The sequence below is a fragment of the Vibrio sp. T9 genome (assembly GCF_003123985.1).
Lineage (GTDB): Bacteria > Pseudomonadota > Gammaproteobacteria > Enterobacterales > Vibrionaceae > Vibrio > Vibrio diabolicus.
Window position 1 is genome coordinate 447,239 of the sequence record NZ_NIGY01000002.1, and the last position, 23,869, is coordinate 471,107.

The window sequence follows — 23,869 nt, forward strand, 5'->3', positions numbered from 1 at the left end:
TTTCACTAATCACACAGACCTAAATTGCGTTAGGCCGAATATGTCTGCTCGTTTTTTATCATTGAAGGGCAACATCTAGCCAGCACCATGGAGTAGTTAATGAAACCCATGAAAAATCTCGCCCAGTATTATGTCGACTTGCTAGTCAAACTGGGGATTGTTCGTTTCTCGATTTTGCTGGCCCTTGCGCTGGTGGCATTAGCCGTTGTGGTGCAGGTGGGGATTACTTTAGCTCTCAAGGGGCGAGTCGACGATATCGACATTGTCCGTTCGGTGTTTTTTGGTCTCTTGATTACACCTTGGGCGGTTTATTTTCTTTCTGTTGTTGTTGATCAGCTAGAAGAGTCTCGCCAGCGTTTAACCAAGTTGGTGTCCAAACTGAAAGACATGCGCTCGCGAGACCAAGAACTGAATTATCAACTGCAACAAAACATCGAAAAGCTCAACCAAGAAATTGAAGAGCGCATTAAAGCAGAAGAAGCTCGTGAAGAGGCGATGCAAGATCTCGAAAACGAGGTGTTCCAACGAGAGCGTACTCAGTTAGAGCTTGCGGAACGCACTGCGCTACTGCGTTCATTTATTGATGCCTCGCCAGACTTAATTTACTACCGCAATGCCGATGGTGTGTTCTCCGGTTGTAACCGGGCAATGGAAGAGCTAACGGGCAAGAAAGAGCACCAGTTAGTCGGATTAAGCCCTTGGGATGTGTATAGCAAAGAAATCGCTGAGCACATCGTTGATACTGACCAAAAGGTCTTCGCCGATAATCAAGCCATCACTTACGAGCAGTGGCTAGAGTATCCTGATGGACGCAAACATTACTTTGAACTGCGTAAAGTGCCGTTTTACAGCAAAGATGGTCGTCACCTTGGCTTGGTAGGTTTTGGCCGTGATATCACTGAACGTAAACGTCATGAAGAGTCGTTAGAGAAAGCAAGCCGTGATAAAACTACTTTCATCTCAACCATCAGTCATGAACTGCGAACGCCACTAAATGGCATTGTGGGCTTAAGTCGCATGCTTCTCGATAGTCCGTTGACAGAAGAGCAGCGCAAACACATGCAGACCATCAATGTGAGTGCGATTACGCTAGGTAACATCTTCAACGATATTATCGATATGGATAAGTTTGATCGCCGCAAGCTAGAACTATTACCTGCGCCACTTAACTTCGAAGACTTCGTCGCTGAGATTGAAAGCATCTCTGCTTTGATGGCGGAGCAAAAAGGGCTGCGTTTTGACTTAGAACGTTTGAGTGATTTACCAAAAGCAATTGAAGTGGATGCGACCCGTTTGCGTCAGGTAATTTGGAACTTGGTCAGCAACGCAATGAAGTTTACCAAAGAAGGTGGCGTTGTGATGACGGTGAGTGCGGATGTCGAAGACGATTTTGCCACCATTATTATGGAAGTGGAAGACACAGGTATTGGTATACCGGAAGATGAGCTCGATAAAATCTTCGCCATGTATTACCAAGTGAAATCAGGTAAAGACAACCTACATGCTGTCGGGACTGGTATAGGCTTGGCGGTGTCAAAACAGCTGATCAATATGATGGATGGTGACATTACTGTCGCCAGTGAAGAAGGTTTTGGTAGTACTTTTACCGTATCGATTCACGTTCCTATTGTGGAACTCGAAGAACCTGTCATTGATGCAAAACGCGATAATGTGCATCTCAACATCTTTATGGTTGAAGACATTGAGCTTAACGTCACCGTGGCCAAATCGTTGCTTGAGAGCTTAGGACACTCCGTTACCGTGGCGATGACGGGACAAGAAGCGCTCGTGAACTTTGTGCCAGAAAAATATGACTTGGCGTTGTTGGATATTCAGCTGCCTGATATGACGGGATTTGATGTCGCAAATTATTATCGTGAGCATTATAACAATCTGCCTCCATTGGTCGCCCTAACAGCTAATGTGATGAAAGATCGTCGTGAATACTTAGATAACGGTATGGATGATGCCATCAGCAAACCGCTTGCTGTGAACGCCATTCAGTCTGTAATTGATAAATTCTTCGCGCATCAGGTAGAGCAGCAAGAGCAACCTGAGAGCGTTCCAGAAACAGTGGAAGAGCCGACCCCTTCTCCTGTGATTGAGACACACTTGCTCGATATGGATATGTTAGAGTCTTACGTCGACATTGTTGGTGCCAAGCCGGTCTACGACAGCATAAAAATGTTTGAAGACATGATGCCAGACTATATTGATGTCTTAGACTCAAACATGACGGCAAAAGATCAAGATGGGATTGTTTCTGAAGCGCATAAAATTAAAGGTGCTGCAGGTTCGATTGGCCTCAAACGTATCCAAAGTGTGGCGCAGAAAGCGCAATCTCCCGATATGCCAGCATGGTGGGAAAACATTTCAGACTGGGTTGAAGAGATCAAAAATGAATACCAAAACGATATTCAAGTCCTCAAAAGTTGGTTGGAACAAAGGAAATAACATGAAAAAAATCGCACCGTTGGCGTTGGTTATAGCATTGATGGCAGGCTGCAGTTCCGTTCCAAGTGTGAACTGGCAACAAAACAGTCAGATTACGATTAACCAGGTGAATGTCGAGCTCAAAAGTAACTTATGGGTGAACCTGATGCCGACCGTTGGGGAAGTGCAAGAGCAAAGCATTCAAGGATCACTTTACCTTGAAGGAGACCAGTTACTCCCAGCCAACCTGACTGCCGAAGCGCTTATCATCAAGCAAGGGGAAAAAGAGTGGTGGGTGGATGAAGACTCTTTAGAAACTCGAACTCATAGTGAGAGCCAATGGGAAGTAGCCTTCACGTCTCAGGTAGACGCGGACACAGAAAAGTCGGTTGATATCGCGGTACTTTTAGACGACGCAGGTAAACAGCGCTGGTTAGTGGAAAAGTACGTGAAGATTAACAAGGTTTATTAGATTCAGTGATTGTCCGCTAATTGCTAAACCCAAAATAAAAGGGCTTGCTCAATGAGCAAGCCCTTTGCGTATTAGCGATTCAATTAGTCTTCTAGATCGCCACAGAAGCGGTAACCTTCGCCGTGGATAGTCGCGATGATTTCAGGAGTGCCTGAAACAGACTCAAAGTGTTTACGAATACGACGAATCGTTACGTCTACAGTACGGTCATGCGGCTTAAGTTCACGGCCAGTCATCTTCTTAAGAAGATCGGCACGAGTTTGAATCTTACCTGGGTTTTCACAGAAGTGAAGTAGAGCTCGGAACTCAGAGCGAGGGAGCTTGTAGCTATCACCAGCAGGGCTTACTAGAGAGCGGCTGTTGATGTCCAGTACCCAACCATTGAATTCATACTTTTCTACTGAGCGTTTCTCTTCTTGCACCGCGTTAGAGCTCATTGAGCGGCTAAGTAGGTTGCGAGCACGAATAGTCAGTTCACGTGGGTTGAATGGTTTAGTGATGTAGTCATCTGCACCAATCTCAAGACCTAGGATCTTGTCCACTTCATTGTCACGGCCTGTCAGGAACATTAAAGCAATGTTCGCTTGTTCGCGTAGTTCACGCGCTAACAGAAGGCCATTCTTGCCTGGAAGATTAATGTCCATAATAACCAAGTTGACTGAGTTGTCAGACAACACTTGGTGCATCTCTTCACCGTCACTGGCTTCAAAAACAGCGTATCCCTCTGCTTCAAAAATACTCTTAAGAGTGTTACGAGTTACTTGCTCATCTTCAACGATAAGAATCTGCGGGGTTTGCATTGGCGGTACCTAAATTTGTGACAAAATTGTGCTAATAGAATAAATTCTAGGCAAAAATATAACATACAGGTAATGTGATTTTGATAATAAATCAAGTTGATCAAAAAAACACTTCTTTCAGTTATCCGCCCTCCATGGAACTTTGCCAACTCACCAGTATCCAATGGCGACGTTTATTCTAAAGGGCTTGTTTACCTTTCATTTCCTACTTTCTGTGGGGCCTGAAACGTAAACACCCTAAGATATGGAGCGGATTTTATATTGTTAACAGCATGCTAACAATGCTCAAATGTTAATTCCATTCAGTTTGTTGATTTATATCAATTGATGAAATGTAACTGTTATTAATCGTTTAAGACTTATGATAGAAAAAAGTAATACGAACATAGACGCATCGTTATGGAATGCTTATTCAGAATCTTTTTTCAGATTCGAGGCCGAGTGGTGCGTTTCAAACTACGCTGTGATAACCGCTTGGAACCCATACAGTAATTTGCGGTCCAAAGAAGAGAACTGCATAAGCAATCAAGCATTAGAAACGCTACTACAGCACGTTAATTACGCGCCTATCACAGTAGGTGACAGCTCTTTTACATGGTATGAGGAAAGCTTTGCCGTCGAGTTATCACCAGAGGCGGCGGTCGCATTGGCGAATGACTTTCAACAAAACGCGATTTACTACGTCATTGATGATCAACTTTACCTTATTGCGTGCTCACAGCCGAAAGTGTTGCATAAGTTAGGCTCCCTTAAGCCTCGACTCGTATAGGAAAGGATACTACTCACCGAAGCACTGCTTGGGTGAGAAAATTCATGGAGGAAATATGAGAGACATTACACCCGATATTTGTGACCAATTTGAAGACCAAGTTACCCTGCTTACTTTGCCACTGCAGAACTTTGGTCAACGCACCGCTTTTTACGGAGAAATTGTCACAGTGCGTTGCTATCACGACAACTCAAAAGTACGTGAAGTACTGGGCGAAGATGGGACGGGGAAAGTATTGATTGTTGACGGACATGGTTCGTGTCAGAAAGCATTGCTTGGCGATCAATTAGCAATACTCGGAATAGAAAATGGGTGGGAAGGCATTATTGTCTATGGTGCAATACGCGACGTAGCACAAATATCTCAGATGGACATTGGTGTGCAAGCACTTGGTACCAATCCGTTTAAGACAGAGAAGCGAGGTATGGGAGAGGTCAATGTGACCTTAACGATGCAAAACCAAATCGTGCAGCCGAAGCATTATGTGTACGCTGATTGGAATGGTGTGTTGATTTCAAAGCAAAAATTAGATTTCTAAAAACGAAAGCCTAAACCTACCTCAATACCTTGTTGCCAATCTTGGTAATCAAGAGTCGCGTGAAGATCCAGTTTATCGGTGATTTTTACGCGACTTGAGACTTCAGCTGCGAGGCTGCTGTCTTCTTGGCGAATACCTTCCGCAGTCTCATTCTTGTAAGAGCGAACCGTACTTTTTAGTGTGACACGATCATTGAAGTGATAGCTGATCCCACTCAAAAAACCGCTCTGGTTTTGGGTTGGAGAGTTGTTGACTCGTGCACCGACGTAAACGTCTACTGAGTCAAAGAGTTCGTACGCATAACCCGTGTCGATATTCCAAACATCGAAACTGTCAGATTGATAGCTGTCGCTGGAAATAAATAGTTTATGAGGAGAAGGGGATGTTTTGCCTGGAAGAGGCGGAAGCTCGTTTGCTAGACAAACGCCAGGCACAAAAAACAGCAACAGAAAAAGCCCTCTTTTCATGCTCACCACTCCTTGTGTCAACTTTTTTATTAGTATGTGCCCAAAGCTTCTCACTATTAAAGCATAGAATATGAAAGCTAGCTCACCTATTTTCTAAATAATTCGATCCTGTGAACATAGGTCACAGTTAAGTTGTTGTTAAGTGTCAACAACTCCCTTTCATAATTTGATCTTACGCTTTATGACGAAGATCAGACTAGTTATGGAGTAAAAAGTGAGACTGATGACGATGGGATGAGCCCCCTACAAAAATTAAGCGACAGATTTCCTAACGAGTAATAACATCTAATTAGCTTTAAATATCAATAAGATTGCTTAGCAGAAATCGCTGTAAGACTGAAAAACAAACAATTTTTTGTTGACTATGAATCGGAAACTCGGTAAACGTAGAGTTAAGCAAACACAATTAACGTTGAATATTTATTTATGCCATCTAACAGCCTAGTAGTAATGACCACGACCATTATTATTACCGACACGACACATGTTGGGGCAGGCTGCTGAGCGAAAGAAATTCACAAAAAAGGCCTGTATCCAACAAGATACAGGCCTTTTTTTATGCTTTTTTATCCAGAATTTAGACAAGTTTGAGAAGATATACCGGAGGAAGGGATGCGAGTATTGAAGTTTGGCGGTTCATCACTAGCTGATGCAGATCGCTTTTTAAGAGCGGCAGACATCATTGCCAACAACGCTCAACAAGAAGAAGTGGCGGTTGTTCTTTCAGCCCCAGGTAAAACAACAAATAAGTTGGTTGCGGTCATTGAAGGCGCGTTGCGCAATGGTGAAGCAGAGCTGCAAATCAAAGAGTTGGATGAATCGTTTAAAACGCTCTTCACTCAAATCCAAGCAGTACTCCCCAATATTGATGGTTCAGCTTTCGATAACCAAGTGAAAACCTCGCTATCTCAATTACGTCAATTTGTTCACGGCATCAATCTATTAGGTATGTGCCCAAACAACGTAAATGCGCGCATTATTAGTAAAGGTGAGCGTGTTTCCATTCAGTTGATGAAAGCTGTTTTGGAGGCGAAGGGACAACAAGCGAGCTTGATCGATCCTGTCGAGTATCTGTATGCCCAAGGTGATCATCTTGAAGCTATGGTTGATGTGGATATTTCAACGCAAAACTTCCGTCAAAAACCCCTTCCTCGGGGTCATGTGAACATTATGCCGGGCTTTACAGCTGGCAACGAAAAAGGAGAGCTTGTCACGCTTGGTCGGAATGGCTCTGACTACTCGGCAGCGGTTCTTGCAGCTTGCTTACGCGCAGACTGTTGTGAAATCTGGACCGACGTTGATGGTGTATACAACTGTGACCCACGTTTAGTCGAAGATGCTCGCCTGCTTAAATCACTAAGCTACCAAGAAGCGATGGAGCTTTCTTATTTTGGTGCTTCCGTTCTGCACCCGAAAACCATCGCCCCTATTGCTCAATTCCATATTCCATGTCTGATCAAAAACAGCTTTAACCCTCAAGGTGCAGGTACTCTTATCGGCCAAGATACTGGTGAAGATAATCTTGCGATCAAAGGTATTACAACACTTAACGACCTAACCATGGTTAACGTATCAGGCCCTGGTATGAAAGGCATGGTAGGCATGGCGAGTCGTGTATTCGGTGCGATGTCGTCTGCTGGTGTATCTATTGTTCTGATCACTCAGTCTTCTTCTGAATACAGCATCAGCTTCTGTATTGAGGCTGAAGATAAAGCGAAAGCGCAGCAAGTGCTGGCAGATGCGTTCGAGCTAGAACTGAAAGATGGCTTACTAGAACCGGTCGAGTTTATTGATAATGTTTCAATCATTACGCTTGTTGGTGACGGTATGCGCACATCGCGTGGTGTGGCTTCTCGCTTCTTCTCTTCTCTAGCTGAAGTGAACGTGAATATCGTAGCGATAGCACAAGGCTCATCAGAACGTGCGATTTCTGCCGTTATTCCAGAAGACAAAATTTCTGAAGCGATAAAAGCGTGTCACGAAAACCTATTCAACTCGAAACACTTCCTCGATGTGTTCGTTGTTGGTGTTGGTGGTGTGGGTGGCGAGCTGGTGGATCAGATCGAGCGCCAACAAGTCAAACTGGCTGAGAAAGGCATTGTGATTCGAGTTTGTGGTTTAGCAAACAGCAAAGGTCTGTTGCTTGATAGCGAAGGCTTACCGCTCGAGCACTGGCGTGATCGTATGTCAGCAGCAACAGAAGAGTTCAGCCTAGCGCGTCTGATTTCTTTGGTACAACGCAATCATATTATCAACCCAGTATTGGTTGATTGTACCTCCAGTGAAGACATTGCTAAACAATACGCCGACTTCCTAGCGGCAGGTTTTCATGTTGTAACACCAAACAAAAAAGCAAACACAGCAAGCATGGCGTACTACCATCAGCTTCGCGATGTGGCTCGTAGCTCCCGTCGTAAATTGATGTATGAAACAACCGTAGGTGCAGGCCTACCGGTTATTGAAAACCTGCAAAACCTAATTTCTGCAGGCGATGAACTGGAGCGCTTCAGCGGTATTCTTTCCGGTTCTCTTTCTTATATTTTCGGTAAGTTAGATGAAGGAATGAGCTTAAGTGAAGCGACGAATATCGCAAAAGAAAATGGCTTTACTGAACCAGATCCTCGTGATGATCTGTCTGGTATGGATGTCGCGCGTAAGTTGTTGATCCTAGCTCGTGAAGCGGGCATGTCACTAGAGCTTGAAGACGTTGTTGTTGACCAAGCGCTACCACCAGGTTTTGATGATTCAGGCAGTGTTGATGAGTTTATGGCGCGTCTCCCAGAAGCGGACGCTTACTTCAAAGAGTTATCGGCTAAAGCAGCAGAAGAAGGCAAAGTACTGCGTTACGTTGGTGAAATTAACGAAGGCAAGTGCACAGTAAGCATCGCTGCGGTGGATGAAAACGATCCGATGTATAAAATCAAAGACGGTGAAAACGCACTGGCATTTTACAGTCGTTACTACCAGCCAATCCCACTTGTGTTGCGTGGCTATGGTGCAGGTACTGAGGTAACTGCTGCGGGTGTATTCTCTGACGTGATGCGTACTTTAGGTTGGAAACTAGGGGTATAACAAGAATGAGTTCAAGTGATATGGATGTAGTGGTTTATGCCCCAGCATCAATTGGTAATGTAAGTGTTGGTTTTGATGTGTTGGGGGCGGCGGTGTCCCCAGTGGAAGGGACCTTGCTAGGTGACAGAGTGCAAGTTAAGGCAGGGACTGAGCCGTTCAGTCTGAAAACTGCGGGTAATTTTGTCTCTAAGTTGCCTACAGAGCCAAAAGAAAACATCGTTTACGATTGTTGGTTGGTGTTTTCTCGCGAGCTAGATAAAAAAGGTGTTGAGCTAAAACCACTTGAAATGACGCTAGAAAAGAACATGCCAATAGGCTCAGGTTTAGGCTCAAGTGCATGTTCTATCGTTGCGGCGCTGGATGCCTTAAACCGATTCCATGGTCAACCGCTGAATGAGACTGAGCTGCTAGCACTGATGGGGGAAATGGAAGGCAAAATCTCTGGTGGTATTCACTACGATAACGTCGCGCCGTGTTACCTTGGTGGTGTCCAGTTGATGCTTGAAGAGCTTGGTATCATCAGTCAAGAAGTGCCTTGTTTTGATGATTGGTACTGGGTCATGGCGTATCCGGGAATCAAAGTATCAACAGCAGAAGCGCGTGAGATCCTACCATCTCAATACCGCCGACAAGATATCATCGCTCATGGTCGTCACCTTGCGGGCTTTATTCATGCGTGTCATTCTGGTCAGCCAGAGCTAGCTGCAAAAATGATCAAAGACGTGATCGCAGAACCGTATCGTGAGAAACTGCTTCCGGGCTTTGCGAATGCACGTCAATACGCTGCATCAGCAGGTGCGTTAGCAACCGGTATTTCTGGCAGTGGTCCAACACTGTTCAGTATTTGCAAAGAGAAAGATGTCGCTGAGCGAGTTGCTCGCTGGTTAGAACAGAACTACGTACAAAACGAAGAAGGATTCGTCCACGTTTGTCGTCTAGATAAGCAGGGTTCGAAAGTAACAGGAAGTGAGCTATGAAGCTTTACAATATAAAAGAAAATGATGAACAAGTTTCCTTTGGCCAAGCCGTTCGCCAAGGGTTAGGCCGTAACCAAGGTCTATTTTTCCCATCGGAATTACCAAAGTTTGAAGACGTTGATGCGCTACTGGCAGAAGACTTTGTTTCTCGTAGCACTAAGATTTTATCAGCGTTTATCGGTGATGAGCTGGCGGAAGAGCAAGTCAACGCGCTTGTGGACGCAGCGTTCCAATTCCCTGCGCCAATCAATCAAGTCAAAGACGGTGTTTACGCGTTAGAGCTTTTCCATGGTCCAACGCTGGCATTTAAAGATTTTGGCGGTCGCTTTATGGCGCAATCTCTTGCGGCGGTATCGGACGGTGGCAAGATCACCATTCTGACTGCGACTTCTGGCGATACTGGCGCAGCCGTTGCGCATGCTTTCTATGGTATGGAAGACATCAATGTTGTGATTCTTTACCCGAAAGGCAAGATCAGCCCACTGCAAGAGAAGCTATTCTGTACGCTAGGCAAGAACATTCACACTGTCGCGATCGATGGCGACTTCGATGCGTGCCAGGCTCTGGTTAAGCAAGCTTTCGATGATTCCGCACTGCGTGAAGAGATCGGTCTGAATTCTGCAAACTCAATCAACATCAGCCGTTTGATGGCGCAAATCTGTTACTACTTTGAAGCAGCAGCGCAAATGAGCAAACAAGAGCGTGAAAACCTAGTCGTGTCTGTACCAAGTGGTAACTTTGGTAACCTAACTGCTGGTCTACTGGCAAAAGCGCTGGGTCTGCCGATCAAACGCTTTATCGCTGCAACTAACGCTAATGACACGGTTCCGCGCTACCTAGAAACAGGTAAGTGGGAGCCAAAACCAACGGTTGCAACGACATCGAACGCGATGGACGTGAGTCAACCGAACAACTGGCCGCGTATCGAAGAGCTTTGCCGAGTGAAAGAGTGGGGCCTAGAGACATTAGGTAAAGGCGCGGTTTCAGATGAGCAAAGCGCACAATCTGTGAAAGACCTGTACTCATTGGGCTACCTATGTGAACCGCACGGTGCGATTGCTTACCGCGTTCTTGAAGAGCAACTGCAAGAAGGTGAAACCGGTCTTTTCCTATGTACTGCGCACCCAGCGAAGTTCAAAGAAGTGGTGGATGACATTTTGCAATCTGACATCGAGCTTCCTGCACCGCTAGCGAAGCACGCGGCGATGGAACTGCTATCGGAAGAGCTAGACGCAGACTTTGATGCATTGAAACAAGTGCTGCGCCGCGTACAGTAATTATTAAAATGATGAACGACGAAAGGTGAATGAGCATCATTCGCCTTTTTTATTGTCGGTAAGTCTCTACTCTCTTTATGATTGAGAAATGAACTTAAAGATGGAAATAGAAGCATGCATTTTTTGATTTTTCTAGGCTCAGTAAGGGACAGCACACCGCCACGACCAGCCCGCTTGGGCATGCGAGTGAGTAGAGCTTGTGAAACGTTGTTTAAGAATCAGTATTCGCAACATACCGTCGAAATCATTGACCCATTGAACTACGACTTTGACGACGTGTTTAAGCCTGAGTTTGCTTACCATCGCGCTAAAGTGCCAGCCCACTTGAGAGAACTGGCAGACAAAATTAAAAGTGCCGATGGGTACGTGATGGTCAGTCCGGAATATAACCATTCGATGAGTCCTGCCTTGGCTAATATGCTTAACCATTTTGGTAGTTCGCTGTTTTCTTATAAGCCAAGTGCTATCGTGACCTATTCTGCTGGACAATGGGGTGGTGTTCGAGCTGCAGTGTCGATGCGTACCTTCTTATCTGAACTTGGATGTTTACCTGTCTCGGCGATGATTCACATTCCGAAAGCGCAAGAAGTGTTTGACGAACAGGGTGTCGTTGCGGATGAATTACAGCAGACACAGTGGGACAGCTATATGAATCGCACCATACATCAATTGATTTGGTGGGCAGAAGGCGCTTCACAACAAAGAGAAAGGCTTGACCCAGCCTCATTGGCTGAAGTGTTTAAGAAGGATCCGTCACAGAGAAATGCTCCGTAAAGGAACAGAACGGTTAGATGCATGGAAAAACAAAAAAAGCTTGGTCATTGCTGACCAAGCTTTTTAAATTCTAGCGAGCTAGTTTACTGAGAAATTATAGAGTCTCAGTAAAAGTACGAGCGATTACGTCACGTTGCTGTTCTGGAGTCAGCGAGTTGAAACGTACTGCGTAACCAGAAACACGGATAGTTAGTTGTGGGTATTTCTCTGGGTGTGCAACTGCATCTTCTAGTGTTTCGCGTTTAAGCACGTTCACGTTTAGGTGTTGACCACCTTCGATGCGAGGAGCTGTTTCGATTGCTACTTCACGGCTTTCGTATTCACCTAGATCGCTGATTGCGATAACTTGGTCTGCTTCGTAGCCAGCAGTTGCAGCAACACAACGAGCTTCATTTTTTTCGCTATCTAATAGCCAGATAGAGTTTAGTAGGTCGTCGTTTGCCGCTTTTGTAATTTGGATACCTTGGATCATCACTATCTCCTAGACCACTTACGTGGTGATTATTGGTGTTAATTTTCGAATTTTCGTTGAGCTGAGTATTATATAGCTAATATCCACTATTTTAATATTGATTTAAGTCAAAAAACAACCAAAAACATTATTTTTATTAAGGTGATTTTATTGAGTTAAATCAATAAAACCTTTGAAAACAAACTAATTACAATTTATTTGATAATATAAAAAATATTTAATAACTCATTTTGTTGTAAATTTACTACAAATTGAGCTTAAAGTTTAAACTGATTAACGCAACTATCTGTATTTAGGTAGCAATACTGAAAGTCTAAAGTGATTAAATGACAAACATGAAAAACAAGCTTGGGAATAAACTCATTGGTGCACATGTCTCTGCTGCTGGTGGGGTCGATCAAGCGCCGTTGAGAGCTCGCGAAATTGGCGCGAATGCGTTCGCACTATTTACAAAAAACCAACGCCAGTGGGTGGCGAAGCCTTTAGAAGCAAAAACCATCAGTGCGTTTAAAGCGAACTGTAAAATGCTGGGTTTCGGTGCAGAACATATTCTTCCCCATGACTCTTATCTAATTAATTTAGGTGCACCAGAAGCGGATAAGTTGGATAAGTCACGCGCGGCATTTATTGATGAGATGGAGCGTTGTAATCAGTTGGGGCTGACTTTACTTAACTTCCACCCGGGTAGTCATCTAAAGAAAGTCTCGGAACAGGAGTGCTTAGCGACGATCGCAGAGTCGATCAATCTTGCGCACAAAGCGGTGCCGAATGTGATCGCGGTAATCGAGAATACGGCTGGTCAGGGTACAAACCTAGGTTGGAAGTTTGAGCACCTTGCTGAAATCATCGAGCAAGTGGAAGACAAAGAACGTGTTGGTGTATGTCTCGATACTTGCCACACGTTTACCGCCGGTTACGATCTGCGTACTAAAGAGGATTGTGAGCATACCTTTGCTGAATTCGACCGTATTGTTGGGATGCACTATTTAAGAGCAATGCATCTAAATGATTCAAAAGTTGAGTTTGCCAGCAAAGTGGATCGCCACCACTCATTAGGCAAAGGAGAGATCGGGTGGGATTGTTTTGAGTACATCGCGAAAGACCCTCGCTTTGATGGTATCCCTCTGATTTTAGAAACAATTGATCCGGACATCTGGCAGCAAGAAATCAACGCACTGCGTCAGTTTCATCTAGCGGCGATAGATAACCAATGATGTGATCACAGAGTTGGCACTTTTCTTTCTTAGTCACTTAAGTCAATTTGAATTAAGAAAGAAGGATGCCACTATGTCTCGACCACACTCTTTTGCTTCTTACGCATATAGCCGCCGCGTGCTTCGTTTGCCGATGCCTAATCGTCACATTACCGGACAGGGGCATTTTCGAACGCCACAGAAGCATTAGTCTTTTATTACTGTTCTCAAGTTCGTGGTAAGTTTTTGTTTGTTTGGGTTTCGCTCGTTAGAATAGAAGCAAAATTTAGGACGGGAACTTTCCATGAATCAGTCACCCACTTGGCACGATGTGATCGGCGAAGAGAAAAAACAGAGCTACTTTGTAGACACTTTGAATTTTGTAGAAGCAGAACGCGCCGCAGGCAAAGCGATTTTTCCGCCAGCGAAAGATGTCTTTAATGCGTTTCGTTTTACCGAGTTTAACGATGTTAAAGTAGTGATTCTGGGGCAGGACCCATACCATGGTCCAAATCAGGCGCATGGCTTGTGCTTTTCCGTTCTTCCTGGAATCAAAACGCCACCATCACTCGTTAATATGTATAAAGAGCTGGCTCAAGATATTGAAGGGTTCCAAATCCCTCAGCATGGATTCTTACAAAGCTGGGCAGAGCAAGGTGTATTGCTGCTCAATACGGTATTGACGGTTGAGCAAGGTAAAGCGCATTCACATTCAAAAACGGGGTGGGAAACGTTCACTGACCGAGTGATTGAAGCGATAAACCAGCATCAGGAAGGCGTGGTGTTTTTATTGTGGGGCTCTCACGCTCAGAAGAAAGGGCGCTTTATTGATCGCAATAAACATCATGTGTTAGCCGCACCACATCCATCACCACTCTCAGCACACCGAGGTTTTTTTGGTTGTAAGCATTTCTCTCAAGCAAACCAGTTACTTGCCTCGCAAGGAAAAGCACCAATCAACTGGCATTTGCCATTAACTGTATAAAAGAAGAGACAGCGATAATGCTGCCATTATCGCTGTTTTTTTGAGCACGCTCGAGGCTGATGGCAAATTTCTCATGTACACTTATTAAAAGTAGGTGTTAAGGAGAGACGCTATGATGATCGAAAGAATTCGACGCGAACACGGCTATATGGTTCGTCTGTTGGCGATACTGCGCCATAAACTTAATGAGATAAAAGAAGAACGTGCGATCAACTACGCATTAGTAAGCGAGATAGTTGATTACCTCTCTAATCATTCAGAAAAAGTTCACCATCCGAAAGAAGATATTCTCTATCACCACTTTCTGGAGCACTATGGTAAGCAACAGACCATGGAAAACTTAGAGAAAGAACACCAAGAGCTAGCAAGTAAAACCAAAGAGTTTGCTTCCTTGATAGAGATGATCCTGCAGGATGCTGTTGTGCCTCAAGACATGTTTGTGGCCCACCTAGAGGACTTCATTGAATCACAAAGACGCCACTTGGAGTTAGAGGAGCGAAAAATCCTGCCTCTCATTGAGGAGCTATTCACTACCGAAGATTGGCAGCATGTTGAAAGCTTATGGAGCGTCAGCGAAGATGACCCAGTTTTTGGTGACACTATTGCCGATCGTTATAAACAGTTAGCTGAACGTGTGCGTCAAAGTGATGCTGAGTATGTTTAAGTGTGTGCGATAAAACCTGAGCGAGCGAAAGTATCACTCGGGTTTGTTAGCTGCATTTCTTATTTATTGAGAATTGGACGTAAATTTATCGTTTGCGCTTCTCGACCAAAAGACAGGAAAATTCTTATTGAGTAATAACGGTACTCATACTTAAATCCTGGCGCTTAAACTCAAGTCGTTTACGGTTACTGTAAACAAAAACAAAAGGCACCCTTAAGGTGCCTTTTGTTTGAATTAGAGTTTAATGTCTTCCAAGTTGTAGTCGGTACAGGCATCAAGTTCGCGTAGCTCTTTAAGCAAATTGCGCCTGTCGTTCATCTCTTCTATTTCACGCCACTTTCGCTTTACTGGTTTGGCACGAGATTTGGTTGTTGAGGTAGTATCCAGATTAAAAATGTCATCTAGTTGAAAGCCTTCCATAAGCCACCTTTACCTTTCTTAAGCTAAACTGTTGTAACCAGTCCTTGTGGAGTTTTTTAAGTACCACAATAGCCGTGAGAATAACCATGATATATTTCGCATTTGTGTCGGTAGCATGACATTTTCGTGCAAAAATATTCTCAAAATCACACTTTTCATTGCAATGTGGTGGCTAAAAAATGCACAAACGATCTCAAGAAAACGATTAAATAGAGAGATTTTCAATGTTAATTCTATTTGGCGAGTGGGGGAACAGTGCAAAGGTCAAAGTTGCATAAAACCAGTTTGATGAAATAGTGTTCAATTAGATGGTAAGGCACTAGAGCAAATTTATGTAACACCTTGTGAATACTAGCTTGGTCTTAATTATATGGGGCTCCGTTCTGTTTGGTGGGCGATAATTATTTATGTTGGTATTTGGTAATTGAAATGTTGCGGTTTATGGGTGTTAAGTCTTCCATTTATGTTATTTTTTGGTGACTTTATAGTGAAAAATAACAATGTTATTATCATGATTGCATATTGATTTTTGCGCTCCTAGGTTGCATTATCCGCCCGTCAAAAAATACGCTGGTACGTAAAATGGATGCATGAAGCGACGTTTACGATTCTAGATTGCCCATAAACATTACTTAAAAAGCTAAGCACACTTTGACACTTAGCAGGCAATTTGGTGGATGGCTTGGACGCATAGACCGGCGCAACTCACTTTGAGGTACACATGACAGACTTAATCAATTTGATGAACGATCTCCTTTGGGGTTCGATTCTGGTTTATCTTCTTGTTGGTGTTGGTATTTACTTCACCGTTCGATTAGGGTTCATTCAGTTCCGCCATTTCGGCCACATGTTCTCTGTTCTTAAGAACAGTCGTAAAGCAGACAAAGCTGGTATTTCTTCTTTCCAAGCGCTTTGTACTAGTCTTGCTGCACGTGTTGGTACAGGTAACATGGCGGGCGTTGCAGTTGCATTGACTGCAGGTGGTCCTGGCGCGATCTTCTGGATGTGGCTGATCGCAATGCTTGGTATGGCAACGTCGTTTGCAGAGAGTACTCTGGCGCAGCTATACAAAACCAAAGATGATGATGGCAACTACCGTGGTGGTCCTGCCTACTACATGGAAAAAGGCCTGGGCATGCGTTGGATGGGCGTATTGTTCTCAGTTTTCCTAATCATCGCTTTTGGTTTGGTATTCAACGCCGTACAAGCTAACTCAATTGCAAATGCAATGAGCACCGCATTTGGTTGGAGTGACCTGTACGTTGGTATCGCGGTTGTAGTACTGTCTGCGATTGTAATTTTCGGTGGTATCAAGCGTATCGCAAAAGTCGCAGAGATGATCGTTCCGATCATGGCGCTGCTTTACTTGGCTCTAGCACTGTTCATCATGTTCTCTAATCTAGAGAAGCTACCTGATGTATTAATGCTTATCTTTAAGAGTGCATTTGGTCTGCAAGAAGCGGCGGCTGGTGGTCTTGGCTACGCGATTGCACAGGCAATGATTAACGGTATTAAACGCGGTCTATTCTCGAACGAAGCGGGTATGGGTTCTGCGCCAAACGCGGCGGCTTCAGCAACGCCTTACCCACCACACCCTGCATCTCAAGGTTATGTTCAGATGCTAGGTGTATTTATGGATACGATCGTTATCTGTTCAGCGACAGTGGCTATCATCCTGATGTCAGGTGAGTATGTCGGTCAAGCAACAGAAGTGACGGGTATTGAGCTAACTCAACGTGCATTGAGCTCGCAAGTTGGTGATTGGGGTGGCATCTTTGTTGCCGTGGCAATCTTCTTCTTTGCATTTACATCAATCATCGCGAACTACTCGTACGCTGAAACGAATCTAATCTTCCTAGAGCACAACCATAAGGCGGGCCTAAGCATTTTCCGCGTTGTTGTTCTTGGTATGGTGATGTTTGGTGCACTTGCTTCGCTCCCAGTCGTATGGTCACTTGCTGATGTTTCGATGGGGCTGATGGCGATAGTCAACTTGGTGGCAATCATCTTGCTATCTGGCATCGTGATTAAGCTAGCAAAAGATTACAACCGCCAACTTGGTGAAGGTAAAGTACCAACGTTTGATGCGAATGACTTCCCTGAGCTGAAATCTCAGCTTGAAGAAGGCATTTGGTACAACGATAAAAAAGACTAAGTGAGCTATCACTCATAGTTGAAAGCTATTAGTACGATGTAAAAAGCCATGCAGACAATGCATGGCTTTTTTTGTACCCTATTAAAAAACAAAATTAGAGAAGGGAAAGTCATGCTTATCGTAGTTTCTCCAGCGAAGACTCTTGATTACGAGTCTCCGTTAGCGACAGAAAAATTTACTCAACCTGAGTTGGTCGAATACTCAAAAGAGCTTATCGATGTTTGCCGCAAACTGACTCCTGCTGATGTTGCCTCTTTAATGAAAGTGAGCGACAAGATTGCCGATTTGAATGTCGGGCGATTTCAAGAGTGGAGTGAAACGTTTACCACAGAAAACTCACGACAAGCGATCCTAGCGTTTAAAGGTGATGTTTACACAGGACTAGACGCCGAAAGCTTATCTGAAACGGACTTCGAGTATGCTCAAGATCATTTGCGCATGTTGTCTGGCCTCTATGGTTTACTAAAACCACTCGATTTGATGCAGCCATACCGTCTTGAAATGGGTACCAAGCTTGCAAACGACAAGGGCACAAACTTGTACCAGTTTTGGGGCAATGTGATTACGGATAAGCTTAACGAAGCGATTTCTGCTCAAGGTGATAATGTGCTTATCAACCTTGCATCAAATGAATACTTTAAAGCGGTGAAGCCAAAGAACTTAGATGCGCAAGTGATCACGCCAGTATTCAAAGATTGTAAGAATGGCCAATACAAGGTCATCAGCTTCTACGCGAAGAAAGCGCGCGGCATGATGGCGCGTTACATCATCGAAAACCGTATTGAGAGCGTGGCAGACCTGACTAAGTTTGATACGGCGGGTTACTACTTTGTTGAAGATGAATCGACACCAACAGAGTTAGTATTTAAACGCGAAGAGCAAAACTAAAACTGATTGAGACGCAGTCTACGTTAATCTCAATAAACACAAACGAAAAAGGGTTGGCAATGCCAACCCTTTGTTATGTTTTAGCTTAGGCTATTTCGCCCCAACAAGATTACTTCTTCTTAGCGGTTTTCTTTTTCGCTGGCTTCTTCTTGTCTTCTTTTTTCTTTTTCTTCTTAAACACAGGTTTTTTGTGTTTCGGACGCATCTCTTTCACGAAACGCTCTTTGATGTCTTCTTTCACGTAACGTGCAACGCGATCCATCATTGGTTGGTCGTGTGCTTCTACGATTGAGATAGCGTTACCTTTCTTACCCGCACGAGCCGTACGGCCAATACGGTGAAGGTAGACATCAGCCGTGCGTGGCATGTCGTAGTTAATAACGTGTGACACATCCGGAAGGTCGATACCACGCGCAGCAACGTCCGTTGCGAGCAGCACGTTTACAGTACCATCGCGGAAGCGAGAAATCGCATTGTTACGACGATCTTGAGGCATTTCACCTTGAATCCAAGAACATGGAATCTGTGCGCTCTCAAGCTGCGCTCGTAGCTCTGCCAAACGCTCACGGGTCTTCAAGAAGACGATGGTGCGTTCTGCTTGTTGAGTAATAATGTGTTTTAGTAATTCAAGTTTGTGTTCAGCATCATCAGCACGGTGGTACCACTGAGCAATCTTCTTACGTTCACGCAGTGGCGATTTTGCATCAATCTCTGCAGGGTCATTCAACAGATCAGCGGTAAAGCCTTCTACGCCTTTACCCTCTAGCGTTGCTGAGAATAGAAGGGTTTGTTTACGCCAGCGGCACTCGTTAGATAGACGATCGACAGTAGGAGCAAAACCCATGTCTAGCATACGGTCTGCTTCATCCAGAATTAACCATTCAATCGCACGGCAATCAAAACGCTCTGCATCAATGTATTCTTTTAAACGGCCAGGCGTTGCAACCACAATGTCTTGTGTTGTCGCAAGGATATCGGCGTGCTCTTGGTATTGAACACCACCTGTGATGGTGAAAATGTTCAGTTTAGTGTTTTTTGCCAAAGCTCGTGCTTGATCAGCGATTTGCATCGCCAATTCGCGCGTCGGCGTTAGGATCAAAATACGCGCAGGTCCAGGCTTGCGACGAGGGAAGTCTTGCAAGTATTGCAATGCTGGCAGAACGAAGGCTGCCGTTTTACCAGTACCTGTTGGCGCTGACGCTAGAATGTCACGACCATCCAACGCTTGTGGAATCGCTTCTGCCTGAATTTTTGTTGGGCGTTCGTAACCCATCTCTTCAATGGCTTCAAGTAGGTTTTGGTCTAGATCAAGTTCAGCAAAGGTTCTGATCACAATGAGTTCTCCACAAGCAAAGCTTGGTTAATGGTTCGCCACAACAGCATAGAATACAAAAAGGTCGCACATTATAAAGTGATTGGTGATAAGGATCACATGTTATTTCACATCTTAAGATAAAACTCGCGGGTTAATTGGACGAAATCGTCACTGTAACCGTCTTGCGAATGAATTATTAAATGTGATTCTTGAGTATCGCAAGGCTGCTTCGACAGTTCAAACAACAGTCGATGTACCAGTTTCTTTTCTGATGGCTGTACACGACAGACTCGCGATAGATGCCAACCTTGGTGTAATGCTAGTTCAATAAACCGTTCGCCTTCGGTGATTGGTAACACAAAATTAGCTTTCCCTTGTTCATCAAGCAACTGATAGCAACGCTGTAGCAATGCGTTGTGGCGTAGCGTATCAGTGTGCCTCGCGGTTGCACGTTGACTGTGTTTCGATTGCTCGCCGCTGTTGAAGTAGGGCGGATTACAAATGATGCGTTGGAATGGATGCGTCGGCGTAAAGTCTAGTATGTCGGAATGATGCACACTCACACGATCTGACCAAGGCGACTGAACCACATTTTTTTGCGCAGCTTCAATGGCTGTTAATTCAATATCGACCGCGGTTACTTGAGCTTCTGTAAAGCGTTGGGCACACATCAGGGCAAGCAACCCGGTGCCAGTGCCAATATCGAGAATTTGAGCGTTGTTCGGGCTTTGAATCCAAGCACCAAGCATGACCCCATCAGTGCTGACGGGCATACCACTCTCGCCGCCCTCAATACAAAATTGCTTAAAATTGAAGCCTTTAGTTTTCAGTTTTTTGCTCTTCATGATTGTTTTATGTTTGCTCAATAATTAAGTGAATTTCTCTATTGTTTCTTAATTGTATAGATTGTTGTTTTGTTGGTTATTAAATTGTATTGTTAATTGATCGAGATAAAGAACTGGTCTGTTATTTAGATCTGGTTATATCCACTGCTTTTAAGTTTGAAAACTAAATTAATATGGTGTTTTTTTCTTAAAGGTTGCCAAATGATGAGTCTTTCGTCATTATGCGGCGAAAATTTTATAGATTGAACCACGTGTACTTATTGACTTTAGGTATACAAAAAGTGGTCTAAGCATACACAACATTCATTAATTAAAAGACAAGGGTTATCTGTGAAGCAGACGTTAAAACTAACAGATATTATCGCAGTAGGCTTTATGCTATTTGCGTTCTTTTTAGGTGCGGGCAATATCATCTTTCCACCTCTAGCGGGTCAGCTAGCCGGTGAAAACTTAATGCCAGCGATGTTTGGTTTCTTGCTAACAGCGGTAGGTCTACCTCTTATTACTATCGTTGCTATTGCTGTTGCTGGTGGTTCTTGGGATCACTTAACGCAAGACCTTCCGAAAAAAGCAGCGGTTATTATGGCTGCGTTGATCTTCATCATCATCGGTCCTGCGTTTGCTGCGCCTCGTACTGGCCTAGTGGCTTACGAGATGGCGGTGAAACCTTTCTTCCTCGAAGCGTCACAAACGCATCTCACTGCATTTTCAGTGATCTTCTTTATTGTGGCGATGATGTTCTCATGGTTCCAAGGCCGTTTGATTGATCTTATCGGTAAAGTACTAACGCCGGCATTGTTCGTGGGTTTGATCATTCTTGCTGTCGCGGTATTTATTGATCCTCAAGGTGACATGCTGGGCGCGCACGGTGAGTACTTAACGCAACCACTGACCAAAGGCTTCCTAGAAGGCTACAACACAATGGATACGTTCGCGTCACTGATGTTTGGCATGCTGATGGTTGATGCACTGCGCGGTAAAGGCATTACTGAGCGTTCTGCAACGACTAAATATCTGATCTATGCAGGTTGTATTGCCGCTGCCGGTCTTGCGTTTGTTTACATCTCACTATTCTACTTGGGCGCGACAAGTGCAACTGTTGCTGCTGGTGCAGATAACGGTGGTCTGGTACTTAGCCAATACGTTCAAGCGCTGTTTGGTCCATACGGTCAAATCGTTCTGTCTGTCATTGTATTACTAGCGTGTTTGACAACGGCTATTGGCTTGATTTCTGCGTGTTCAGACTTCTTCAGCTCGAAAACGCCACTGTCATACAAGCAATGGGTACTTATTAACGGTTCTGTTTGTGCGTTGGTTGCGAATGTCGGCCTTGCACAACTGATTTCTCTGTCAGTGCCAGTATTGTTTGCGCTGTACCCTGTGGCGATCGCGTTGGTTGCACTAACATTTGTACGCAGCAAACTGCCAAATCCACGTTTTGCTTACCGCGCGGTACTGCTTGTATCTTTGCTGTTTGCGTTGGTTGATGCGGCAAAAGTATCGGGTGTTGATGTTTCTGCGTTTAACATGTTGCCACTATTCGAAGTGGGCATGGGTTGGGTGCTTCCAACATTTGCGGCTATCGTGTGCATGTTCTTCATCGCGAAACCTCGTCCAGAGCTAGCACAAGAAACAGCGTAATAACTTCGCACTATCAAGATATTAAAAAGCCCGATGAATGACTTCATCGGGCTTTTTATTTTTTATCTTTGAAGCGTTCACACTATTAAAGTGTGTCGTGGAACTCCACAAGAACTTGTTCACACCATTTTTCGATGCGCTCATCACTCAGTTCGTACTGCGAGTCTTCATCTAACGCTAGTCCAACAAACTTGCTGCCATCTTCAATCAGTGCTTTCGATGCTTCAAATTCGTAGCCTTCATTTGGCCAGTAACCGATAAAGGTTGCGCCGGTCGCTTGTAATTCATCGTGAAGTAAGCCCATCGCGTCCAAATACCACTCACCGTAGCCTTCTTGGTCACCCAGACCAAACAGCGCGACAACTTTACCTTTTAATGGTGTTGTTGCGATGTCTTGCCAAATCGCATTCCAATCTTCTTGAATTTCACCAAAGTCCCAAGTTGAGATGCCAAGGAGTAATAAGTCGTAGTCCGCCATTAGTGATAACGGTGTCTCTTTCACATTGTGAATGTCGACAAGGTCTTCACCAATAATGGTACGAATTTTCTCTGCTGCCATTTCGGTGTAGCAGGTCGTTGAGCCGTAAAAGAGTCCGATTTTCATTATATTCATCGTTATTTGTGTTGCTGTTGTGGAAGATTCTAACCATAAATTGAGGAAGATTGCAGCGAATATCCTAAGCGGGATGATTTTTTTATGGTATTGGATCGGCAGGTGCCTTAATCTAAATACTGTAAATATAAACAGATAAGGAAGCGTTCATGACGGCACAACAGCCTGTCAATCAACAAGATTTTTCGCTTGTTGAGCAATTCTTAGATGCGATGTGGATGGAGCGTGGGCTATCAGAGAACACGCTGGCTTCCTATCGAAATGATTTGATGAAGCTGCTCACGTGGATGGAGAAACATCGCTACCGTCTTGATTTCATTAGTTTGTCTGGCTTGCAAGAATACCAAAGCTACCTTGTAGACTTGGATTACAAGCAGACGTCCCGTGCGCGTATGTTGTCGGCAATTCGCCGTTTATTCCAATATCTGCATCGTGAGAAAGTACGTGCTGATGATCCGAGTGCGCTCTTGGTCAGTCCTAAACTGCCACAACGCTTGCCCAAAGATATTAGTGAAGAGCAAGTGGACGCCTTGCTCGAAGCGCCAGACCCGAATGATCCTGTGGAATTGCGGGATAAAGCGATGCTGGAACTGCTGTATGCGACTGGTTTGCGTGTGACGGAATTGGTCAGTTTAACTATGGAAAACATAAGTTTGCGTCAAGGTGTTGTACGTGTCACAGGTAAAGGCGGTAAAGAGCGCTTAGTGCCAATGGGGGAGAACGCGGTAGATTGGATCGAGACGTTTATTCAACAAGGGCGCCCTGCGTTACTTGGTGATACATCATCTGATATTGTTTTTCCTAGCAAACGCGCAAGGCAAATGACTCGTCAGACGTTTTGGCACCGTATTAAGTACTATGCTTTGATAGCAGGGATTGACACTGAACAGCTGTCGCCGCACGTACTGCGTCATGCCTTTGCCACGCATTTATTGAACTATGGCGCAGATCTCAGGGTCGTACAGATGCTATTAGGACATAGTGACTTATCGACCACGCAAATTTATACTCACGTGGCGACTGAACGATTGAAGCAGATCCACAGTCAACACCACCCAAGAGCATAACAATGGTTAGATTCATCCATGTCTTCTTGGAA

At 44.4% G+C, this 23,869-nt stretch carries 23 protein-coding genes and 1 other annotated feature; of the genes, 16 read left to right on the forward strand and 7 right to left on the reverse strand.

All coding sequences use genetic code 11. From position 1 onward, the window contains the following. The first annotated feature begins 99 nt into the window (after nucleotides 1-99). Both arcB and CBX98_RS06365 read left to right on the forward strand, forming a co-directional pair. On the forward strand, nucleotides 100-2,454 hold the full coding sequence (gene arcB / locus CBX98_RS06360; RefSeq protein ID WP_046873978.1) for an aerobic respiration two-component sensor histidine kinase ArcB: 2,355 nt from the start codon (nucleotides 100-102) through the stop codon (nucleotides 2,452-2,454). A 1-nt stretch (nucleotide 2,455) separates the two neighbouring features. Then, a complete protein-coding gene (locus CBX98_RS06365) occupies nucleotides 2,456-2,905 on the forward strand; it encodes a hypothetical protein (RefSeq protein ID WP_006742686.1) in 450 nt (149 codons plus the stop codon). A gap of 83 nt (nucleotides 2,906-2,988) precedes the next feature. Here the strand turns inward: CBX98_RS06365 and arcA are convergent, their stop codons facing one another. After that, nucleotides 2,989-3,705 (reverse strand): two-component system response regulator ArcA, encoded by a 717-nt coding sequence (arcA, locus tag CBX98_RS06370; protein WP_005381824.1) that lies wholly within the window; start codon nucleotides 3,703-3,705, stop codon nucleotides 2,989-2,991. Between the two features lie 361 nt (nucleotides 3,706-4,066). On the opposite strand from arcA, the gene CBX98_RS06380 reads away from it, so the two are divergent. Continuing rightward, on the forward strand, nucleotides 4,067-4,474 hold the full coding sequence (locus CBX98_RS06380) for a DUF3293 domain-containing protein (RefSeq protein WP_031780532.1): 408 nt from the start codon (nucleotides 4,067-4,069) through the stop codon (nucleotides 4,472-4,474). Between the two features lie 55 nt (nucleotides 4,475-4,529). Continuing rightward, nucleotides 4,530-5,012 (forward strand): putative 4-hydroxy-4-methyl-2-oxoglutarate aldolase, encoded by a 483-nt coding sequence (locus CBX98_RS06385; protein WP_005396309.1) that lies wholly within the window; start codon nucleotides 4,530-4,532, stop codon nucleotides 5,010-5,012. On the opposite strand, the gene CBX98_RS06390 is transcribed toward CBX98_RS06385, so the two are convergent. Beyond that, nucleotides 5,009-5,479, reverse strand: a complete 471-nt coding sequence (locus CBX98_RS06390) for a ribonuclease regulator (protein WP_065645163.1) — start codon at nucleotides 5,477-5,479, stop codon at nucleotides 5,009-5,011. The two genes, CBX98_RS06385 and CBX98_RS06390, sit on opposite strands and share 4 nt — an antisense overlap. A gap of 426 nt (nucleotides 5,480-5,905) precedes the next feature. On the opposite strand from CBX98_RS06390, the gene thrL reads away from it, so the two are divergent. The 5 genes from thrL (at nucleotide 5,906) to CBX98_RS06415 (ending at nucleotide 11,579) form a co-directional block, all read left to right on the forward strand. Further along, nucleotides 5,906-5,983 (forward strand): thr operon leader peptide, encoded by a 78-nt coding sequence (thrL, locus tag CBX98_RS06395; protein ID WP_074192076.1) that lies wholly within the window; start codon nucleotides 5,906-5,908, stop codon nucleotides 5,981-5,983. Then, nucleotides 5,919-6,038 (forward strand) — a sequence feature (Thr leader region). Its footprint overlaps the gene before it by 65 nt. A gap of 53 nt (nucleotides 6,039-6,091) precedes the next feature. Continuing rightward, entirely contained in the window at nucleotides 6,092-8,551 is a 2,460-nt protein-coding gene (gene thrA / locus CBX98_RS06400; RefSeq protein ID WP_109168790.1) for a bifunctional aspartate kinase/homoserine dehydrogenase I, read from the forward strand. Between the two features lie 20 nt (nucleotides 8,552-8,571). Next, entirely contained in the window at nucleotides 8,572-9,528 is a 957-nt protein-coding gene (gene thrB / locus CBX98_RS06405) for a homoserine kinase (protein WP_109168791.1), read from the forward strand. Beyond that, nucleotides 9,525-10,805, forward strand: a complete 1,281-nt coding sequence (thrC, locus tag CBX98_RS06410) for a threonine synthase (RefSeq protein WP_109168792.1) — start codon at nucleotides 9,525-9,527, stop codon at nucleotides 10,803-10,805. The genes thrB and thrC overlap by 4 nt, the downstream gene beginning before the upstream one ends. A 114-nt stretch (nucleotides 10,806-10,919) precedes the next feature. After that, the gene (locus CBX98_RS06415) at nucleotides 10,920-11,579 is read left to right on the forward strand and encodes an NAD(P)H-dependent oxidoreductase (protein ID WP_109168793.1); all 660 of its coding nucleotides are present in this window, start codon (nucleotides 10,920-10,922) and stop codon (nucleotides 11,577-11,579) included. Between the two features lie 94 nt (nucleotides 11,580-11,673). Here CBX98_RS06415 and grcA read toward each other — a convergent pair whose 3' ends face one another. Continuing rightward, on the reverse strand, nucleotides 11,674-12,051 hold the full coding sequence (grcA, locus tag CBX98_RS06420) for an autonomous glycyl radical cofactor GrcA (protein ID WP_005381814.1): 378 nt from the start codon (nucleotides 12,049-12,051) through the stop codon (nucleotides 11,674-11,676). Nucleotides 12,052-12,377: 326 nt separating this feature from the next. Here grcA and nfo point away from each other — a divergent pair, with 326 nt between their 5' ends. From nfo to CBX98_RS06440, 3 genes are all read left to right on the forward strand, one after another. Continuing rightward, entirely contained in the window at nucleotides 12,378-13,265 is an 888-nt protein-coding gene (gene nfo / locus CBX98_RS06425) for a deoxyribonuclease IV (protein WP_109168794.1), read from the forward strand. Between the two features lie 283 nt (nucleotides 13,266-13,548). Continuing rightward, on the forward strand, nucleotides 13,549-14,229 hold the full coding sequence (gene ung / locus CBX98_RS06435) for a uracil-DNA glycosylase (RefSeq protein ID WP_005396298.1): 681 nt from the start codon (nucleotides 13,549-13,551) through the stop codon (nucleotides 14,227-14,229). Between the two features lie 112 nt (nucleotides 14,230-14,341). Next, entirely contained in the window at nucleotides 14,342-14,893 is a 552-nt protein-coding gene (locus CBX98_RS06440) for a hemerythrin domain-containing protein (RefSeq protein WP_005396296.1), read from the forward strand. Nucleotides 14,894-15,127: 234 nt separating this feature from the next. Here CBX98_RS06440 and CBX98_RS06445 read toward each other — a convergent pair whose 3' ends face one another. Beyond that, the gene (locus CBX98_RS06445; RefSeq protein ID WP_005396294.1) at nucleotides 15,128-15,313 is read right to left on the reverse strand and encodes a DUF3545 family protein; all 186 of its coding nucleotides are present in this window, start codon (nucleotides 15,311-15,313) and stop codon (nucleotides 15,128-15,130) included. 721 nt (nucleotides 15,314-16,034) lie between these two features. On the opposite strand from CBX98_RS06445, the gene CBX98_RS06450 reads away from it, so the two are divergent. Both CBX98_RS06450 and yaaA read left to right on the forward strand, forming a co-directional pair. Continuing rightward, nucleotides 16,035-17,468, forward strand: coding sequence for a sodium:alanine symporter family protein (locus CBX98_RS06450; RefSeq protein WP_005396293.1), 1,434 nt, complete (start codon nucleotides 16,035-16,037; stop codon nucleotides 17,466-17,468). A gap of 111 nt (nucleotides 17,469-17,579) precedes the next feature. Continuing rightward, nucleotides 17,580-18,356: a peroxide stress protein YaaA gene (gene yaaA, locus CBX98_RS06455; RefSeq protein ID WP_109168796.1), complete on the forward strand. Its 777-nt coding sequence runs from the start codon at nucleotides 17,580-17,582 to the stop codon at nucleotides 18,354-18,356. A gap of 109 nt (nucleotides 18,357-18,465) precedes the next feature. On the opposite strand, the gene srmB is transcribed toward yaaA, so the two are convergent. Both srmB and CBX98_RS06465 read right to left on the reverse strand, forming a co-directional pair. Continuing rightward, complete coding sequence (srmB, locus tag CBX98_RS06460) at nucleotides 18,466-19,689, reverse strand: ATP-dependent RNA helicase SrmB (RefSeq protein ID WP_005396291.1); 1,224 nt, start codon at nucleotides 19,687-19,689, stop codon at nucleotides 18,466-18,468. A gap of 107 nt (nucleotides 19,690-19,796) precedes the next feature. Further along, nucleotides 19,797-20,516, reverse strand: coding sequence for a tRNA1(Val) (adenine(37)-N6)-methyltransferase (locus CBX98_RS06465; RefSeq protein ID WP_109168797.1), 720 nt, complete (start codon nucleotides 20,514-20,516; stop codon nucleotides 19,797-19,799). A gap of 330 nt (nucleotides 20,517-20,846) precedes the next feature. Between CBX98_RS06465 and brnQ the strand changes: the two genes are divergently transcribed. Further along, on the forward strand, nucleotides 20,847-22,157 hold the full coding sequence (brnQ, locus tag CBX98_RS06470) for a branched-chain amino acid transport system II carrier protein (RefSeq protein ID WP_109168798.1): 1,311 nt from the start codon (nucleotides 20,847-20,849) through the stop codon (nucleotides 22,155-22,157). Between the two features lie 85 nt (nucleotides 22,158-22,242). On the opposite strand, the gene fldB is transcribed toward brnQ, so the two are convergent. After that, nucleotides 22,243-22,761, reverse strand: a complete 519-nt coding sequence (fldB, locus tag CBX98_RS06475) for a flavodoxin FldB (RefSeq protein WP_005397338.1) — start codon at nucleotides 22,759-22,761, stop codon at nucleotides 22,243-22,245. A gap of 158 nt (nucleotides 22,762-22,919) precedes the next feature. Between fldB and xerD the strand changes: the two genes are divergently transcribed. Further along, entirely contained in the window at nucleotides 22,920-23,837 is a 918-nt protein-coding gene (gene xerD, locus CBX98_RS06480; RefSeq protein WP_005397336.1) for a site-specific tyrosine recombinase XerD, read from the forward strand. The last annotated feature ends 32 nt before the right edge of the window (nucleotides 23,838-23,869 follow it).